The organism is Pedobacter nanyangensis, from assembly GCF_003313505.1.
In the GTDB taxonomy this organism is placed as follows: Bacteria; Bacteroidota; Bacteroidia; order Sphingobacteriales; family Sphingobacteriaceae; genus Pedobacter; species Pedobacter nanyangensis.
This window is the reverse complement of sequence record NZ_QMHO01000009.1, coordinates 79,178-99,175: the sequence shown is the minus strand read 5'-3', so window position 1 is coordinate 99,175 and position 19,998 is coordinate 79,178. Positions and strand designations below refer to the sequence as shown.

The 19,998-nt window shown below is 42.5% G+C and carries 13 protein-coding genes; 12 read left to right on the top strand and 1 reads right to left on the bottom strand.

Annotated elements, in window-relative coordinates; all coding sequences use genetic code 11:
• From DUT71_RS14750 to DUT71_RS14690, 12 genes are all read left to right on the top strand, one after another.
• Positions 1-1,599, top strand: coding sequence for a RagB/SusD family nutrient uptake outer membrane protein (locus tag DUT71_RS14750; protein ID WP_113663313.1), 1,599 nt, complete (start codon positions 1-3; stop codon positions 1,597-1,599).
• Positions 1,600-1,627: 28 nt separating this feature from the next.
• Positions 1,628-2,605 (top strand): DUF5017 domain-containing protein, encoded by a 978-nt coding sequence (locus DUT71_RS14745; protein ID WP_113663312.1) that lies wholly within the window; start codon positions 1,628-1,630, stop codon positions 2,603-2,605.
• 11 nt (positions 2,606-2,616) lie between these two features.
• Positions 2,617-5,865 (top strand): FG-GAP-like repeat-containing protein, encoded by a 3,249-nt coding sequence (locus tag DUT71_RS14740; protein ID WP_113663311.1) that lies wholly within the window; start codon positions 2,617-2,619, stop codon positions 5,863-5,865.
• A 97-nt stretch (positions 5,866-5,962) separates the two neighbouring features.
• Positions 5,963-6,820, top strand: coding sequence for a sugar phosphate isomerase/epimerase family protein (locus tag DUT71_RS14735; protein WP_240186945.1), 858 nt, complete (start codon positions 5,963-5,965; stop codon positions 6,818-6,820).
• 2 nt (positions 6,821-6,822) lie between these two features.
• Positions 6,823-7,341, top strand: coding sequence for a gluconate 2-dehydrogenase subunit 3 family protein (locus DUT71_RS14730; RefSeq protein WP_113663310.1), 519 nt, complete (start codon positions 6,823-6,825; stop codon positions 7,339-7,341).
• 19 nt (positions 7,342-7,360) lie between these two features.
• A complete protein-coding gene (locus DUT71_RS14725; RefSeq protein ID WP_113663309.1) occupies positions 7,361-9,055 on the top strand; it encodes a GMC oxidoreductase in 1,695 nt (564 codons plus the stop codon).
• A gap of 10 nt (positions 9,056-9,065) precedes the next feature.
• The gene (locus DUT71_RS14720) at positions 9,066-9,455 is read left to right on the top strand and encodes a c-type cytochrome (RefSeq protein WP_113663358.1); all 390 of its coding nucleotides are present in this window, start codon (positions 9,066-9,068) and stop codon (positions 9,453-9,455) included.
• A gap of 71 nt (positions 9,456-9,526) precedes the next feature.
• Positions 9,527-9,958 carry an uL10 family ribosomal protein gene (locus DUT71_RS14715; RefSeq protein ID WP_162796062.1) on the top strand — a complete coding sequence of 144 codons (432 nt, stop codon included), beginning with the start codon at positions 9,527-9,529 and terminating at the stop codon, positions 9,956-9,958.
• Between the two features lie 104 nt (positions 9,959-10,062).
• The gene (locus DUT71_RS14710) at positions 10,063-10,863 is read left to right on the top strand and encodes a GDSL-type esterase/lipase family protein (protein WP_240186944.1); all 801 of its coding nucleotides are present in this window, start codon (positions 10,063-10,065) and stop codon (positions 10,861-10,863) included.
• 704 nt (positions 10,864-11,567) lie between these two features.
• Positions 11,568-13,409, top strand: a complete 1,842-nt coding sequence (locus DUT71_RS14700) for a carbon starvation CstA family protein (RefSeq protein WP_113663306.1) — start codon at positions 11,568-11,570, stop codon at positions 13,407-13,409.
• A gap of 187 nt (positions 13,410-13,596) precedes the next feature.
• The gene (locus DUT71_RS14695) at positions 13,597-13,971 is read left to right on the top strand and encodes a response regulator (RefSeq protein ID WP_113663305.1); all 375 of its coding nucleotides are present in this window, start codon (positions 13,597-13,599) and stop codon (positions 13,969-13,971) included.
• A gap of 54 nt (positions 13,972-14,025) precedes the next feature.
• The gene (locus DUT71_RS14690; protein ID WP_113663304.1) at positions 14,026-17,235 is read left to right on the top strand and encodes a PAS domain-containing sensor histidine kinase; all 3,210 of its coding nucleotides are present in this window, start codon (positions 14,026-14,028) and stop codon (positions 17,233-17,235) included.
• 9 nt (positions 17,236-17,244) lie between these two features.
• Here DUT71_RS14690 and DUT71_RS14685 read toward each other — a convergent pair whose 3' ends face one another.
• Positions 17,245-19,788 carry an NACHT domain-containing protein gene (locus DUT71_RS14685; RefSeq protein ID WP_113663303.1) on the bottom strand — a complete coding sequence of 848 codons (2,544 nt, stop codon included), beginning with the start codon at positions 19,786-19,788 and terminating at the stop codon, positions 17,245-17,247.
• Between the last annotated feature and the right edge of the window lie 210 nt (positions 19,789-19,998).

Below are 19,998 nucleotides of genomic sequence, written 5' to 3'. Positions count from 1 at the left end.
ATGAGAAAAACACAAAAGATATTATTGTTGCCATTTTTTGCTTTGGTTTTAACATGTACTTCGTGTAGTAAGTTTTTAGATGTAAAACCAGATGCTTATGTGGTATCAACGGAAAATTATTATAAAAATGCCGAGCAGTTGGATATCGCTCTTAGGGGGGTGTACGCTATTTTGGCCGAAACATATACCTACGGAAACAGTATGCAGGGCAGGATGGGGCTGGAGGCCGACGAAGGTTTTATGCATTTTCCAACCGATAATGGTACCATGTCATATTACGTGGTAAACACTACCGACGACAAGTTGTTGAACCATTGGCGAGCAATATACAGAGGGGTAAGCAGGGCAAATTTATTGCTTAAAAGTATAGATAATTCAGCCATAGACATTGATGAAACCAAAAGAGCCCAGATCAAAGGCCAGGCACTCTTTTTACGCGGGTATTATTTTTTTATGCTCGTTTCCAGATTTGGAGGCGTTCCATTGGTGTTGGATCCGCCCATTTCCAGCGAAAACGAGGTTATTCAATTGCCCCGATCTTCTGCCAGAGAAGTTTATGCACAAATTTTGCTAGACATGGAGCGTGCCGCAGATTTGGTGCCCGACATCACAGCGGCAGGATCTTCCGGACGCATATCCAAATCAACCGTTTGGGGCATCCTGGCTAGGGTAAATTTGTACATGGCGGGCAACCCCTTAAACGAAACCTCCCGTTATGATGAGGCTGCAAAATGGGCCAAAAAGGTAATTGATTTAGGCTATCATCAATTAAATTCTTCCTATGGCCAAGTGTTTATCAATTATGCAGAAGATAAATATGACCTTAAAGAAAGCATTTTTGAAGTGGAGTTTTGGGGAAATGGTACTGGAGTTTACAATACCACGGGTGGCGCCGTAGGTATCCTTAACGGAATAGCCTATTCGGCAACTGGTACGGCAAACTGGGGGTTTTCGCAAGGTATCGTACGCCCGCATCCTTGGCTCTATAGGTTATATGATACCGATGATTTACGTAGAGACTGGGCCATTTCTGCCTACAGATATGCCGATAACGGCAAGGTCGACTTTACTTCTGCCAACTTAATTATCGAGAGGTTTTGCGGGAAATATAGACGAGAATATGAAAAAGTCCAGCCCAAAACCAACACCCAAACACCCATCAATTTTCCACTATTACGCTATTCGGATGTGCTTTTAATGTATGCCGAAGCCATTAATGAAGTAGAAAAAAATCCCAATAACGCCTATAAATATATCAATCAGGTGAGAAGGAGAGCAAAAGGGCTCGACATTAATTCAGTTGGGGCTACTGCAGCAGATTTAAATGGAATGGATTATTTGTCGTTTAAAAACGAAATAAGGAATGAGCGGGCCAGAGAACTATGTTTTGAGTCGTTGCGTAAAAATGACCTGGTACGTTGGGGAATATTTTACGATAGCATGAAAGCCCGATTGACCGAAGCGCCATCAGGTACCAACACCCTGTACGTTTCGATGACCAACTACTATAGAAATGCCACTCAAAGAGATGTAATATGGCCAATTCCAGCGTACGAAATAGGCGTTAATCCAAAATTAATCCAGAACGAAGGTTGGTAGATAGTTCAACAATATTTCAAAATATAAGATGAAAAATTTTAAAACATACATGGCCTTACTTGTGGTTCTTTTGCATGCGGCATGTTCAAAAGATTTGGCCGTAAACGAACCAGAATTTAATGTTTCGGTAACAAAAACTACCGTAAAATTAGGCAATCCAATAATCTTTAGCATGAAAGGAAATCCTGATATGATTACTTTTTATTCTGGCGAATTTGGCAATCACTATGGTTATGCCAACAGGGATAGCATAGTTGCGCTCAGCCAGCTCAATTTGGCTTTCCAAAACCAGGTGCGTAGCCAGGGAGGTACAGCACCGCTTTGTCAGGCTAACCAGTTTAGTGTTATGGTTACCAGTGATTTAGATTTGAATAATTTAACTTCAAAGGCTGATTCGTTGCAAAGGATAAAAACAGCTACCTGGACAGATTTGTCAAGTAAGTTTAGTTGGAGCCCACTAACCTGCACAAGTACCAATCCTTACATATCTTCCGGAACAGTCAATATTGTAAACGAGATCAGGAAGAATAAGCAGTCGTATATTGCTTTTTGTTACACCAATAGGCCAAATAACAACACAGTTGGCAAGTCGTCTATCTGGCGCTTTCAGGCACTAACACTCACTGGTGTATCGCCCAAGGAAAGCCAGTTGCTCATGAGCTCAGCCACTGCTGGTTGGAAATCTATTTATGAAGGAACAGTTAACGAATGGGGAACCAATGCCTTCGATTTGTCCTCTTCAAGTGCCGTTACCATGCGTGGCCCGCTCACCGTTGCCAACGAATACAGGCAATGGTGCATCAGCAAGCCTTTTATTATTACCGATACCAATATTGGTAGAAACCCCGGAGTTGGCATCAAAACATATAGGGACGTACCGTTGAACACCTATAGTTTCACGTATAAGGCTGCTGGCATTTATGAAGTAGTGTTTATTGGCATAAACGCTAATAGTAAAGATAAAAAGGAAGTAATCAGGAAATTGAAAATAGAGGTGCAACCATAAACTTTTATAGGATGAAAAAATTGTTATTGTTATTATGTGCTACCTGTCTTTTGTATTCATTTAGCGCTAGGGCACAAAGTGATTTGCCTCAACCGTTAAAATTTGCCGACACCACCATTGCTGATTTTGGTTTTGGACTGGATCTTGTGCCCATTATCTTGCCAAATAAAAATCTCCTGGTTAATATAGCCCTATTGGGAAATGGTTTTTACGAGTGTAAATATTTAGGGAAAACAGCGGATGGCTCATTGCTGTACGACAAGCCCATAAGAAACGAGGAATTTAGCAATAGATTTAATGCAGGAAAGGCAATATGTGTAAATAGCAGTACACCAATGTACTTTTTTTCGGAGAAGAGCAACAGTCAGTGGGTAAATGTTGAGCTGGCCAGCGGAAGTAACCTGGCCATTGCAAACACCACACCGCTGACTGTTGCTGGTAGTCCTTTAACCGGAGAATTTACTATTTTAAATAATCAAGAAGGTATTTTTTTAGTGAAATACTCTGCCCTAAACGAAGGAAAATCTTATTGGCCGGGAGGCATTAGTCCATGGGGATACCCACCTAACCCAGAAATAGGTTTTAATAAAGGCTATGATGCAAATGGTAATTGGAAGGGCGATAAAACCAGAACGCAATTTAGCTATGCGATATTAAACAACATCAGTACCTGGGAATTTGGTATCTATAAAAAAGTGCAGTATAACAGGGCGGCGTTAACGCTGGAATATTATCAAAGCCCGTCAAAAATAGCTTCGGTAAATTTATTTGGCAGCACCGATTGGCAAGCAATGATTACTTGGGATGTTGATAGACTTGGCTTGTTTGATGTAGGATTGGTAAATGGTAACCTGACTTTTTTTGACAAGACTTTGCCCGCAGGTATCGCCGCAATTACGCAGGAAATCTATAGTGGTGCCTACACCAGTCCCACAAGTCCTATTTATGCCGGCTTAGGCAGCACTAACGGCTTTGTGATGGGTGGTAATCCAGGAATTTTAATAGAGTATTACTTTGATGATCAGAACCAGTTATGGAAACAACGTCCAGTAAAAATCAAAGGGGGCGACCTGCACATCCAAACCTTGGCCGCCCCACAATGGGTAGATTGGGACGGCGACGGCATTGCCGATATCATCGGCGGAGATTCATCGGGTTTTATCTGGTTCTTTAAAAATTTGGGAACTGATGAACAGCCCATTTGGAAACCTGCGGTAAAATTAAAATCAGGTACCAATACCATACATCATCAGGCGGGTTTAACAGGTTCTATTCAAGGACCAAATGAGAAAAGATGGGGCTATGTGCAGCCATTGGTGGTTGATTGGGACAATGACGGCTTATTGGACATTGTTTGTAACGACGTTACGGGAAATTACGTGGTGTACAAAAACGTAGGTACGAACCAACAACCTCAATTGGACCTAGCCATACCGTTGGTTTTTAATGGGCAATCGTTTAAAGCGGCATGGAGAAGCAAGCCAGCTGTGGTGCCGAGATACTTTTTTCAAAATACCACGCAGGCTGAACCTATGTTGGCCATTAGCGGAAATGGCATTTTAAACCGCTACACCAGAAACACCGATCCAAACCAGCTCGTTAGTGAAATTCCACTAAAATGGGCAAACGGAGATTCTATCCGCATTGTTGGTTTTGCAGGAAACGAAGGCAGGGCTACCTTAAGTGTTTGCGATTATAATAAGGATGGTAAATGGGATATACTTTTTGGCCAAGGGGTGCACATGTATTCTTCAAAAGAGGTGATCGAAGCCAAATCTTATGCCACAGCTTACATATTACTAAACGTGGGCACCAACAACGAGCCTTTGTTCAGCCGCCCTAAAACACTTTATCAAGAAAATGGCAACGCCATAAACATGGATAGACATGGCTGTTGGGTGAGCCCTATCCTGTCGCCAGAAGGGTATTTGGTCCACCTACTTGCAGGGGGTGAAGATGGCAGGTTTTACCTGTTCCGTAACCCTCAGGTTTTTGATACACCAGTACCCGAAGAAACTGTTCCTGGTACCACGCAAGGTAATACAGGAAACATTAAGGTAACCTACGGCGGGAACCAGGTTACCTATACCACGGTTAGGGCAAAAGATGGAAACGTATGGCTGCAGCAAAACTTGGGATCATCAAACGTGGCCACCACCAGAACCGATGCTACGGCATGGGGCGATTTATTCCAATGGGGCCGTTGGGATGATGGACACCAGCGGCGTGTAGGAGCAACTACCTCGGCCGTTTCTCCAGCTCCAAACAATCCAAGTGGACTAAATAAAACCGGTACAAATCCATTTTATTATAATACAACAGCGGCCAATAGATGGTGGAGTGCGGGTACAGCTACAGATAAAGCCGAGGCAGAAATACCGGGCGATATTTTAGCGGCCAACGGCTGCGATCCCTGTAAAAAACTACTGGGGCTACAATGGAGATTGCCCACGATAGCCGAATGGGAAGCCGTAAGGATTGCTGAAGGTATCACAGAATATACCACGGCGTTTACCTCTAACCTGAAAATCCCTTCAATTACCTTTAGGGATGGCACTACAGGAAATTTGAACACCAATACCAATACTACTAGGCTATGGTCATCTACGGCAGGTTCTTCTGGAGGCGCATACGTATTCCATCTGGTAAGTAATGCCGCTAGCACAACTAACAACATCAGTAGGGCAAACGGATATCCCATCAGATGCATTAGGGAAGCGCTGGTAACCCTGCCGCTAGGCCTCATCAATTTCAAGGGCAAACGCCAAGGAAATGCAACTGAGCTGGAATGGTCGGTATCTTCTGAACTGAACAATGCCAGGTTTATTGTTGAGCATGCTGTAGATGGAAAGACATTTAAAGCCATCAGTACCGTGGCAAGCAAAGGAAGCATTGCTGGCTCGCACACCTACAGGTATCAATACCAATATCCAATGGTTGGCAATAACTACTATAAACTTAAAGAAGTAAATGTTAACGGTATCGAAAACGAACTTTCAACCATTGTGGTTCCACATACGCTGCCGGGCATGGAAGAAATGACGGTAAGTGCTACAGATCAATCCGTTAAAATACTGCTGGCAGGCTTTAGTCAGAAAGCAAAAAAAGTAATCATTTTATCCATTTTGGGCCAGGTGGTTTACCAAGATCGCGTAGCAGATAATGACATTACGCTACCTTTGGCGCTAAAAAAGGGCTTGTATATCGCCCAAGTTGAATTTGAAACCAATACCGTTAAGGCGGTTAAATTTTTAAGATAAAGGGTTTGTTGCTCCAAATGGTATATTTAAATAACCTAAGGAGACAACTTTCATTGGCCATTAACCCTTTTCGCTACTGAAACTGTAATACAAATAGATGAAAACAAATAGCATGATAATGATGATGTTGGTTGCAATGGTACAACTGGCATGCAAAACCCAAACCAATAAAGTAAATAACCACCCCGAAACTGCATTGGGCTGGAAACTAGGTGCACAGGCTTACACTTTTAAACTGTTTAGCTTTACCCAAGCCTTAGACAAGATTGATAGCTGCGGTTTGCGTTACGTGGAGGCCTACCCGCAACAGGTAATTGGCGGCGGTATTAACGAAAAAATGGACTTCCGCATGTCGGCGGCAAGTAAGGCCTATGTACAACAGCTGCTAAAAGCAAAAGGAATACGTTTGGTCTCTTACGGAGTAATCAAAACTAAGGACAGCAGCGACTGGGAAAAAATATTTGCCTTTGCTAAATCGTTGGGTGCAGAGAACATTACCTGCGAACCAGAGGAAAAAGATATCCCCCTGGTATCCCAACTATGCGATAAATATGAAATGAACGCCGCTATACATAACCATCCCAATCCTTCATTTTATTGGAACCCCCAAACCGTACTCAATACCATTAAAGGGAAAAGTAAACGAATGGGGGCCTGTGCCGATATTGGTCATTGGGTACGTTCAGGCTTAGATCCTGTTAAAGCATTGCAACAGCTCGAAGGCCATGTAATTCAACTGCATGTTAAAGACCTTAACGAATTTGGAAACGTAAAAGCACATGATGTGCATTGGGGAACTGGCTTTAGTAACGTTAAAGGCGTAATCACCGAGTTAAAGCGTCAAAACTTCAAAGGTGTATTGTCCGCAGAATACGAATACAATTGGGAAAATAACATTCCTGATGTAAGCACAAGCGTAAATAATTTTAGAAAAATAGTTAAGGAAATCCAGTAATAATGGAAAGACGTACCGCAATTAGGCACATGGCTTTGCTGTGTGCTTCAGCTATGCTTTTGCCCTCATGTTTCAATCATCAGCAAGAGGCCAGCATACCACTACAGCAAATTGCCATTAGCGCCAAACAAGAGCAGCTACTGGCGGAGCTGGTAGAAACCATTATCCCTAAAACTGATACCCTTGGGGCCAAGGACCTGGGGCTACATCTTTTTGTACTGAAAATGGTTGATGACTGCCTGCCCCAAAAAGAACAGCAACAATTTATGGATGGATTACAAACCTTTGAAGATAAAACCATAGGCGGTACAAAATTTGCCGAGAGCTCCAACCAGCATAAAATCAATCTGTTGAAGGAAATTATGGAGCCCAGATACAAAGAAAGCAACCTGCAGTTCTTTTTAAAAGAAGTGAGGAAACAAACGCTAAAAGGCTACCAGCAATCGGAATATGTGATGACCAAACTAAGGCCCTACATCCTGGTGCCTGGTCATTTTTCGGGCAGTGTAAAAAGAGCGTAGTTTAAAATCAAATACACAAATGAGCAAAAATAAAATAACCAATTTCGACGCCATTGTCATCGGTTCAGGCATTAGTGGTGGCTGGGCCGCAAAGGAACTTACCGGGAAAGGCCTAAAAACATTGGTGATAGAGCGTGGCAGGGACGTGCAGCATATCAAAGATTACCCAACCACTAACCTAAGCCCTTGGGAGTTTGAGCACCGAAATGAACTTACCGAAGAAATTAAACAAGCCAATCCCATTATCAGCAAATGTTATGCGTTTAGGGAAGATGCCATGCACTTTTTTGTAAAAGATGCCGAACATCCATACCTACAGGAAAAACCTTTTGATTGGATAAGAGGTTATCAGTTAGGAGGAAAATCGTTAACCTGGGCCAGGCAAACCCAACGTTGGAGCAACTACGATTTTGAAGGACCAAAACGCGACGGCTTTGCGGTTGATTGGCCTATTCGCTATAACGACTTGGATAAATGGTACAGCTATGTGGAGAAATTCATCGGCGTATCTGGCAATAAGGACCATATCCCCCAGTTACCAGACGGTGATTTTTTACCGCCAATGGAATTAACCAAAGTGGAAAAATTATTGCAACAAAAAATAGCAAGCAATTACCAGGACAGGCAAATGATCATTGGCCGTTGCGCCCACATTAGCCAGCCAAAAGATATTCATTTGGAGCAGGGAAGGTCCAGCTGCCAGTACCGTAATCTTTGCCAACGAGGTTGCCCTTTTGGAGGATATTTTAGTAGCAACGCCTCTACACTGCCTTGGGCAGCCAAAACAGGTAAGCTAACCATCGTTACGGATAGCGTTGCACATAGTATTATATACAACGAAAAACAGCAAAAGGCAACCGGTGTAAAGGTAATTGATGCCAAAACAAAAGCCGAAACCATTTATCATGCTCCCATCATCTTTGTTAACGCAGGCGCACTCAACACTAATTTACTGCTGTTAAACTCAAAAAGTAAAAGGTTCCCCAATGGCCTAGGGAACGATAACGGCCTATTGGGCAAATATTTGGCATTTCATAACTACAGGGGCTCGGTCACTGCGGAGTATCACGCAGAACTGGAATACACCATTGAAGGCCGAAGGCCAACATCAGGCTACATGCCCCGATTTAGGAACGTGTTTAGGCAGGATACCGATTTTTTACGTGGCTATGCCGTGGGGCTTGGTGCCTCACCTAGTGATCAAGCTTCGAAAAACTGGGGCGCCGAGCTGAAAAATGACCTCTTGAACCCCAAACCAGGACCATGGAAAGTTAAGTCTCATATCATGGGCGAAACCATCCCAAAAGAAACCAATAAAGTATGGTTAGATGATCGGGAAAAGGACCAATGGGGCATTCCAAAACTGCGCATCGACATAAGCTACGACGAGAATGATGAAAAGATGCTGGCCGATTATTTTGAGCAGGTTACGGAAATGTTTACCAAGGCCGGATTTACCAATATCAAAACTAAAGACAGTAAACAGGCTCCAGGGCTGGATATTCATGAAATGGGAGGCGTTAGAATGGGGAAAGACCCCAAAACCTCCTTGCTTAACGAGTGGAACCAATTGCATTTATGCAAAAACGTATTTGTAACGGATGGCGCCTGCATGACATCAACCAGCACGCAAAACCCTTCGTTAACCTATATGGCACTTACCGCCAGGGCTTGCCATTATGCCGCAAATCAACTCAAAAACAATAAACTTTAATGCTAAGCTTATGGTACTTCATGTAAATAAAAACCTTGTTACGCTCTTTTCGCTCTTTTCGCTCGCTTTGCTAGCCGGTTTAACCAGTGGCTGCGGTACCAGCGGTGATCAGAAAACCGAACCTGCCGTGATGGAAACCGTTGTACAAGAAGGCAGGAACCTGGTTTCGCAATCAGACTGTTTGGGCTGCCATAAAGAAGATGCCAAATTGGTAGGCCCCTCTTATCTGGAAATAGCTAACTATTACGAAGCCAGCGAAGCAAATATCAAAATGTTGTCTGAAAAGATCATGAAAGGCGGTCAGGGAGCCTGGGGAAGTGTTCCCATGGCGCCACACCCCACCGTTTCCGAGCAGGAGGCGCAAAAAATGGTCAGGTATATCTTATCGCTCAAAAAATAAGATGAGCATAAAAAAAATTGTCGGCCTAGTTTATTGCACCACAGCATGCTGGGCACTAGCAAGCATTTGAAATGAATAATACATTGGTGCCCAACTACTTCTTGCTACAGCCAAACTGCTCAAATAGGGAGATGTTGAATATTGCGAAAACGGCCTATAGCCAAGGTAAACGAACGGTACTTTGTACAGTGCCCGAAGAAAAGATCAGGAGGAAATTGCTAAGATACGTGTCCATAGCAGTGTTTAACGAATTTCAAATGGGCAAAGCCACAAAAGTTACCATTGATGGGCTGCCTAGCGTAAAAACCGCCACGCTCCGACTGTATGGCAGGGGAGTAGAAACCATCATCGTAAAAATGAACAATGGCGGCACCCTGATTTTTGCCGATGAAAACTTCCAGCTTTTAGAGGCCCACCAAAACAAAGCAACTGCGCTAGGCGGAGCCATTACTCCTGAGCTGAAAATGATCATGGAAATGATAAATAACCACACAAAACCGTAAGAGCGCCAATTGCTCCTTGCCTCCTGAATAAAAGCCTCCCATTTAATTTGGGAGGCTTTTTAGGCCCAAACAAACATGGCCTAATAACCTTGGACATTGTTTAAATGTACCCAATTGGGTATATTGTGGCCGTGAAAATGATCCCTAACCTTTATCTGTTTGCCTGCCTGATCTTAAGCATGGGCGGTAGCTATGCACAACAGCAAAAAAAAGACCTTAATATTGTTTTTATAGGAAATAGCATCACCTTTGGTGGCGGTTTAGCAGATCGTGGAAAAGATGCTCCTCCAAACCAAGCCTGTGCCTGGCTAAGTAATCAGGATGGTGTAGGCGAAGTTCGTTTTTCGAACCAGGGCGTGAGCGGGCACACCAGTGTAGACGTATTGCCGCAAACCGGAACTGATTTTCCAAGGATTTTAAAAGCGGCCAAATCATTTGCCAATCCCAATGCCCTACTGGTTTTTTCCATTAAATTGGGGACCAACGATAGTGCGGTAAAGGGGCCTAAAGGCGCACCTGTATCCAAGGATGACTATTATCACAACCTCAAAACCATTACCGACAGCCTAATGTCGGCTTTTCCGGCCTGTAAAATTATTTATCAGCAGCCCATTTGGTATAGCCCAAATACCCATAACCGCTCAACCTATATGCAAGAAGGCCTTAGCAGGCTGCAAACTTACGGCCCGCAACTGCAAAAATTGGTTAAAATGTACCAAAAAAGCCATCCGGATAGGGTATTTATGGGCGATGTTAGGGCGTTTAAGTTTTTTAAGAAACACTATCAGCAATACCTTTCGCCCGAGGAAGGAAAATATGGTACTTTTTATTTACATCCTAATAAAGAAGGAGCCCATTTGTTAGGAGATTTTTGGGGCAAGGCCATTTATAAAGCATTATTTTAAACCTTTGCCAAATATAAGGCACTCGTCATGCTGAATATATTTTACTTCGTAGCCTTCCGGGGCATTCCGTCATGCTAAGTGAATAGTAATGCATTCCGTCATGCTGAATTTATTTCAGCATCCGTTTTAGCTTGCCGCTACAGTTCAGCACGTGCTTTAACGCCCAGCTTGCCGCTTTAAATAATGGGGCTCAGGTTAATAATATGCCGATGCTGAAATAAATTCAGCATGACGAGCGCCCTAACGTCCGGTTTAACAACCTTAGCTTACATGTTTTAAGCCCGAAACAGGCCGTTTAAACTCCATGATGCCGCTTAAATAGCTGATCTGGCTGCTCACCCAAAGCCTGATCGAAATGCTCAGAAATTATTTTGTTAACCCCGCCAATTGCAAGGCAATATCCTTGACTGGCCTTGGATGACAAATAAGGCCAAAACAAACCCAAAAAAATCCCGATAGGATAAACATATTTCAACTGATCAGCCATTTTAAGTGATGAAGCGTTTTGATTTTGTATAATGCTTTGTAATACAGTGTTTTATTTATAATTAAAAATAAAATTTAATTATATGTTGTAATAAATTAATAAAATTTAATTTCTATTTCAATCGGAATGATTACCTTCGTTATTGGCTGTTGTAGCCAATATTTTGGGCAGCAAAAACCCAACTGCTCATCAAATCAAATCAAAATAAAATACGTTTATGGAGTTTTTAAACGGCGTTAATGCGCTCACCTTGGTTTTTGTTGCCTTATTGGTTTTTGCCATAGCTTATCGTTTCTATGGTATTTTTATGGCCAACAAAGTGTTAAAGCTCAATGCCGCCAATGTAACGCCCGCAATAGAGTTTGCCGATGGTAAAGATTATGTGGCTACCAATAAAAATGTGCTTTTTGGGCATCATTTTGCAGCTATTGCAGCAGCAGGACCATTGGTGGGTCCGGTACTGGCCGCCCAGTTTGGCTATTTGCCCGGTACCTTATGGATATTAATTGGTTGTGTGTTGGGCGGAGGAGTACATGATATGGTGGTTTTATTTGCTTCGGTGCGCCATAAAGGTCAAAGTTTAGCTACCATTGCGAGTAAAGAAATAGGCAAAGGTACTGGTGTAATTGCCGGCTTCGCTATTTTGTTTATCCTTATCTTAACCCTAGCGGGATTATCCCTAGCCTGTATCAGTGCCATGCACGAAGCTTCGTGGTCATTATTTACCGTTATTGCCACCATGCCCATTGCTGTAATGATGGGGCTCATCATGCGCTATCGCAAAAACAGCGTAACCTTGGCCAGTATCATTGGTGGGATAATGCTGATAGCAAGCATTATTGGCGGCCATAATCTGATGCAGGTAAAGGAAATTAGCGATATTTTCCACTGGAATATTAAAACCATTTCTATTGCAATCACGGTTTACGGTTTTTTGGCCTCAGTGCTACCCGTTTGGTTGTTGTTGGTGCCAAGAGACTACCTGTCTACTTATTTAAAGATAGGAACCATCCTAATGTTAGCCGTTGGGGTCATCTTTGTGCATCCTACCTTGCAAATGCCCGCCATTACGGATTTTGTAAAAGGCGGCGGCCCAATTATCGGCGGTCCGGTACTGCCGTTCATTTTTATCGTAATTGCCTGTGGGGCCATTTCAGGTTTCCATGCGGTAATAGCTACAGGAACCACCCCAAAAATGTTGAACAATGAAAAGGAAATCCTTTTTGTGGGCTATGGAGCTATGTTGGTTGAGGGCTTTGTAGCCTTAATGGCTTTAATTGCAGCTTGTACCTTGGTGCCAGGTGATTACTTCGCAATCAACACCCCCAAGGAACTTTACGATTCGTTTATTGCCCAAAACCCCGGAATGCAGCCGGTAGATCTGGCTCATTTCAGTGAGAAAATTGGGGTAGATTTATACGGCAGAACGGGTGGGGCCGTATCACTGGCGGTAGGAATGGCACATATCTTCAACAAAATCCCGTTTATGGACAATGTAATGGCCTATTGGTACAATTTTGCCATCATGTTTGAGGCGGTATTTATCCTAACCGCTATTGATGCCGGGACCAGAGTTGGCCGCTTTTTCCTACAAGAAATGTTGGGAAGTGTTATTCCCAAGTTTAACGATAAAAACTGGATGCCCGGTATCATCATCAGTAGTTTGATCTTTACTTTTTCCTGGGGCTATTTAGTATATACAGGAAACGTGAGCAGTATTTGGCCACTATTTGGGATCAGTAACCAGTTATTGGCCGCATGTGGCTTAATTGTATGCACCACCATGCTGATCCGGATGAACCGCAGGAAATATGCCCTGTGCTCGGCCATTCCGGGAGTATTTATGGCGGCCATTACCTTTTGGGCGGGATATGAACAGGTGCTAAACGTGTATCTCCCAAAACAGCAGTACCTGTTGGCATCATTAGCGGCATTGGCCATGGTGTTAATGCTTATCGTATTTGTGAACACCTTCAGAAGATGGAACAAACTTCTAAAAATGGAAGGCGAGCATATCGACCATTATGGTGATCCAGTTAAAGAGCTGGTTGAGCGGTAGCAGCCCGGGCCATCCATTTGATAAACCCCAAATATACAGGCTGTTTTAAGGTGTATTTGTTTTTTTTGCCGTATATGCAGCCAAGGCGTGTTGGAACAGTGCATACTTGGTGTATTCGATTTAATGCTAATCCCGTTGTTTTTAAGAGATAAAATCGCTTTATTTGAACTGATCTAAACTTTGCAACATGGAAAAATATTCGAAATTGGTAGCGGTATTCGACGATGATCAAGACTTACTGAATATTTTTCGTTTTTTGTTTGAAGATGAAGGTTTCGAGGTTCAAACATTTCAAGATTGTGATAACGTGACCGAAAAAGTTAGGGCAATCTCTCCTGATTTGATCTTGATGGACAATTGGATCCCCAGCACCGGGGGAGAAGTTGCTGTTCAACAGCTGAAAAGCCAGGCCGATTTAAAAGATATTCCCGTGATTTACGTCTCGGCAAATAACGATGTGAAGGATATTGCCGCCAGGGCAGGCGCCGATCGCTTTCTGGCCAAGCCTTTTGAGTTTGATGACCTGCTGGCATTGACCAATGAACTATTGCACTTAAAATAATTGATATCCTCCCTAACATTAACATTTGATCATTGTTATACTAAAAAAGTATCTATGTCAATTTTGTCTGTAAACGCTGCCGAACTTGCTTTTCTTCAGGGAGGTGGTATTACAACTGATTTTATTTTAACTCATGATTGGAGTTCTTCTGTGTTGTCATATCCCAATGGCTGGCCTGAAAACCTGAAACAGTCTTTAGCGTTTATATTGCCCAACGGTAGTCCGGCATTGCTGTTTTGGGGAAACAGTAAACTGTTTTTTTGTAACGACGCCTTTAAAGGTACCACAGCTGCTGCAAGCATGCCGGTAATAGGCGAGCCATGTGCCCTGGCGTGGCCAAACTTAACTGCTGATTTGGAGTACGTTTTTAAAGGCGAAACCACCTATTCAAAGCAACTTAACGCCAATTTAAGTCCAATTAGGGATATCAACGGAAATATTAATGGTGTTTTGGGGATCTGCCATGATCAATATCGGGGTGCAAATGTTACGGCAAGCGTATCCTCACAACATTTGCTGCATCAAATTGTGGCCCAAGCACCCTTTCCCATTGGCGTGTACGTGGGACGTGAAATGAGAATTGCACAGGCCAACCAAGCCATTATTGAAGTTTGGGGCAAAGGACCCGATGTAATTGGGAAAACCTATAGCGAAATATTGCCAGAACTTAAAGAACAATTGATTTTTGAGCAGTTGGACAACGTGTTCACCACCGGCAAGGCTTTCCACGTTCGTCATCAGAAATTGGACCTTACCGTTAATGGAAAACCAGATACTTTTTATTTCAATTATAGCTTTACGCCTTTGTACAATGAGCAAGGGAATGTTTATGCCATCATGAATACCGGCGCCGATGTTACCGATTTGGTGACCGCCAAACAGCAGGTAGAGCTAAGTGAAAGGAATTTTAGGAGCATGATTTTGCAAGCGCCGGTGGCCATGTGTTTACTCCTGGGGCCTTCGCATGAAATTATCTCGGCTAATGCCGCTATGTTAAAAATTTGGGGCACCCCAGCAGATGAGGTAATAGGAAAGCCCGTTTTTGAAGCACTGCCCAACGCAAGGGAACCCTGGCTGGAACAGGCCATAGCCAAAGTTTACCTTACCGGCGAGCCGTATCATGCCGTTGAACATCCATTGAAAATGCAGCGCAACGGTAACCCAGAAACCGTATATCAAAATTTTGTATGCCAACCCTACAGGGGAAGCGACGGGAAAGTGATGGGTATTTTGGCTATTTCCATAGATGTTACCGCACAGGTAATTGCCCGTAGAAAGCTGGAAAGGCTTTACAAACAGGTAAGCTTGGCCAAAGAAGCGGCTGAACTTGGTACTTTTGATATGGACCTGGCTACCGGGGAATTGGAATGGGATGCCCGCTGCCGCGAATTATTTGGTATTAAAGATGACAGACCCATAGATTTTGAAAGAGATTTTGTGCAAGGTTTGCATCTGGAGGACAGGGCCAGGGTATTGGCCGCCATAGATGAGGCTGTGGCCAAAAACGGCAATGGCGAATATGATATAATTTACAGGACCTTGGGTGCCGATGACGAAAAGCTGAGGTGGATAAGGGCAAAAGGAAAAGTGTACTACGATGAGCAGGGCAGCGGCGCTCGTTTTATTGGTTCTGTACTGGATGTTACCGATCAGAAATATGCAGAACTGAGATCAAGGATTGTATTTGAAAAGCAAGCCAGGCTGGCCGCAATTGTGGATTCCTCCGACGATATCATCATTAGCAAACAATTAGACGGTACCATTACCAGCTGGAATGCCTCCGCTGAACGTACCTTCGGGTACACCTCCGATGAAGCTATTGGACAGCATATCTCGCTCATTATTCCCCAGAACAGGCTATCAGAAGAAAATTTCATCATTTCCAGAATAAAACAGGGAAATAAGGTTGACCACTTTGACACCACTAGAAAAGCTAAAAACGGCGCCGAAATTTTCTTGTCCATTACCGTATCGCCAATTGTGGATGAACAGGGAAATGTAATTGGAGCTTCCAAAATAGCACGTGATATTAGTGCACAAGTGGAGGCAAAGGAAGCTAGCAGGCGCTATACCCAACGGCTAGAAGTACTCAATATGGTAATTGAGGACATTTCAGAAGAATTGGACCTGAACAATATTTTACAAAAAGTAACAGATGCCACCACCCAATTAACGGGCGCAAAATTTGGGGCCTTCTTTTATAATAAAACCGACGAGCACGGAAACTCTTACCTGCTTTACACACTCTCGGGCGCATCTAAAGAAGCTTTTGAAAAATTTGGGATGCCTAGGGATACGATGGTATTCCATCCTACTTTTTCGGGAGAAGGGGTGGTGCGGCTCGACGACGTAACCAAAGACCCCCGCTATGGTAAAAACCATCCGCACCAGGGCATGCCAAAGGGACACTTGCCTGTGGTAAGTTACCTGGCTGTACCGGTGATATCCAGATCGGGCAGGGTAATTGGCGGATTGTTTTTTGGACATCCCAAGCCTGCCATATTCACGGCTGAGCACGAAAGCTTGGTAACTGCCATTGCTGCACAGGCCGCTATCGGGATTGATAATGCCTTGCTGTACCAAAAGGTGCGTGAACTTAATGATAAAAAAGACGAATTTATTGGCTTGGCCAGTCATGAACTGAAAACACCCCTGGCCAGTATTAACGGCTACCTCCAAATCCTTAACCGTTTGATAAAGGATTTGAATGCGCAGAAATTTTTAGGCAAAGCTTCTATGCAGGTCAGAAAACTAACTTCCTTGGTAAACGATTTGTTGGACGTTTCCAAAATAGAAGCCGGCAAACTAAAGCTGACAATTGCCAATTTCGACCTAAGGGAAGTAGTTGATGAGGCTATCGAATTGATTCGGAATTCAACAGAGTCATACGAAATTATCTTGGCCGAAAGTCCTGAAACCTGTAGGGTAAACGGCGATAGCCAACGGATTGAGCAGGTAGTAATCAATTTATTGAGCAATGCCATTAAATACTCTCCAGGTGCCAACAGGGTTGAAGTAAAAATCACCCAGCAGATGGACAGGGTATTGGTAGCGATCAAAGACCAAGGTTTGGGCATTGCCGAAGATAAAATAGGTAACCTGTTTTCCCGTTTTTATCGAATAGATGAAGCTACCCCAAATATTTCGGGTTTGGGCATTGGACTGTATCTTTCGCACGAAATTATTGCTCGTCATCAGGGAAACATCTGGGTAGAAAGCCAATTGGGCAAAGGCAGTACTTTTTGGTTCTCGCTGCCATTATAGGTAAGCGGGCTATTTAACATTATGAAAGATAGCGGCATTTACCATCTTCTGATCAATTAGGTTCAGTTTTTGGTGCATATATTCATTTTTCTTTTCATAATTGTCCATTTCATCGTAAATACCGATCAGCAGATTGTACATTAAAGTTTGGTGAAGGGCCAACCGGTTTCGTTTAAAGATTTCTAAACATCTTTCGGCACAAATAATAGCCGTGTGGTAATCTTTACTGTTCTTGGCTTCGTAAGCTTTTGATGCTAAATAAACGGTTTGGATATAAGGTGTGGAGTTGCCTATGGAGTGGATTTGGAAAATTTTTATGCTTATTTTCTCGGTTAGGCCTTTTTGCTCGTCTTCCAAATGTGCCAAAGCTCTTATAAAAGCCATTGCGCAAAATAGATAGGCAGAATCGATACTGTCAGAAAACATCATTTTAGGAAAATAACAGGCCATGGCGTTTAATATTCGCAGGGCTTCTGTTGGCGTACCCGTAAAGCTGTTGTGCAACCTGATTAAAATGAACGAGAGCATCTCCCTAAAATCCGGGAGGGTTTCGGCGTTAGCGCCTGATACCTTAATCCCTTGCTTAAAAGCTTCAATTTCTGCATCTAAAAGCTCGTTTTGGTAGCTTTCACCTGTTAGGGCCGCATAAATACTTTTCAGCATCTCCAACGGACTGATGATCCAGTCTTCATCTTTAAAAGACAGGCTCTGCATTGCTTTTATACGTTGCCGGAGCTGTTCTTTGTCAAAGGCAAAACAATCAAAAATAGCCAATATGAGCTGATAGATGTAGGAATATTTGTTGTTTCTGGAGATACTTAATAGCGAAACAACAGCATCCTTATAGCAGGAATCGGCAAAATCGAAATGGATAATATTCTCCATCATCATCTGGTGCAATTCCTCTTCTTCCAGGTAAGCTGCCAACGAAGGTTGTTTGCGTTGCCTGTAGTTTAAATTTTCGGCAATAAAATAGATCAGGTAGGTTTTTTCGTAATTGCTAAGCCTAAGTTTGAGCAGGCTGTTTAATGCAGCAAACTCGCCCTTTATGATCAATAACCTGGCCGACCACTGCAAAATCTGGAATTTGGTTGCCTTGCCCGCATACTTCTCATTAACCTCTTCAAAAAAAGAGCTGTTCATTTGGGTATTTGCAGCATTAAGCAGCTCTACAAACAAAAAATATTCGAAAACATGAGGATGCACAAATCTCACCAAATCAATAACAAAACCGTCATCTTCCTGCTTTTCTTCCATTAATATGCCCTCGGCCAGTAATTCCATATAGGCATTTTTGAAATTAGAAAGATCAGCAATAAACATGGATTTTGGGACAGACTGTTGGCCTTTCCCAAAATCACTTAAATGGATGAGCTTTTTGCAGAAAAGTACTTTTTCTGTAGCATAGGAGGAGTTGTAGATCTTTTCGTGAATAAACCTGTCAACAATTTCGAAAGAAAGAATATTCGTGAAAAAATCGAAATTAGGAAACTCTTCTTTCAGTAGATAATACCATTGGATATAAAATGGGTACTTGAGCTTGGCCTTAAATGAAGGATCAATTTCCTTGGAACGGTTGGGATCTATTTTCTTTAAAATCTCTTCCACTTCTTCGGTAGCCAACGGCGGAATGTTGGATTGGTGCTTAAGGTTAAAATAAGTGCCAGTAAACCATTTTTTCTTGATGAACGACATGCTCTTGATCAGATCGTAAAATCTGTTCCACATCGTAGATCGCATGCTGAAAGCTATTTTGATACAGTTTTCATCTTCAATAAGGGAAATCAGGTTAATTAATTTGTCAAAGATGATGGGTTTGGAAACCTTATTGGTCACCAGGTCCGAAAATCCGTCGATAATGATGACGAGTTTGCTGGCATGTTTTTCATATCTTTCCTTAAAGTAGGCAACTAAACTGGTTCGGCTATTTAATCCAATTTTGGCTTTAATTCTATTTTCAACGTTCGAATATTCATTTTGATCGTCAAATATGTCTCTGGCATTTACGAATAGGATAGTATCCTTGCTATATTTTGCCTCATGTTCTAAAAATAGGTGTTGAACAAGGTGGCTTAGTAAGATACTTTTTCCATATCCAGCTTGGGATACAAAGGCGGTAAAACTATAATTGCTTTCATAAAAGTATTCGAAATCCAAGCGTGCAAAAGACCTGGGGGAAGTGTATTGATAGGGGACGGTGCTCCTGCTTTTGATGGCTTTTAAGGTAGTTAGGCTAATATCGGCGGCATTGGCTTTAATATTGGAAAACTTTTCATTGATGCCCGTGTGATGAAGCAGTTCCCGTTCTACCAGATGATACTCGCCACTTTTTTCCACGTATTCTAAAAGCGCATTAATGGTGTATTTGGAAAATTTATTTTTAACCTCTGCGAAACCGAATAACCGTTTCAACGTGGTTTCACTAATGTTCTTTTGTGTCTCTTTTTGTATCAACAGGGAAATTGAACGACAATCAGAGGGGCTGATCGTTTTTATCCCGGTTTTTAATAAGATGAGGCGCCTAATTTTATCTAAGATGATGGTTTGAGGCATGAGAGAGCTTCTTTTATTGTTATTCACTAAAATAATAAAAAAAACAGACCGATTTTTTTTAAAATAAAAATATTGAACAGGAAAACTATGGTCTGCTGGTATTTTTCCCGCATGCTTAAATGTTCAATCAAGCTATAACATAAGAAGCAGGGTTATGTTTGATCATTTAAAAAACGAACAAAATGAACAGCAATAAAGTCTATCTGAACG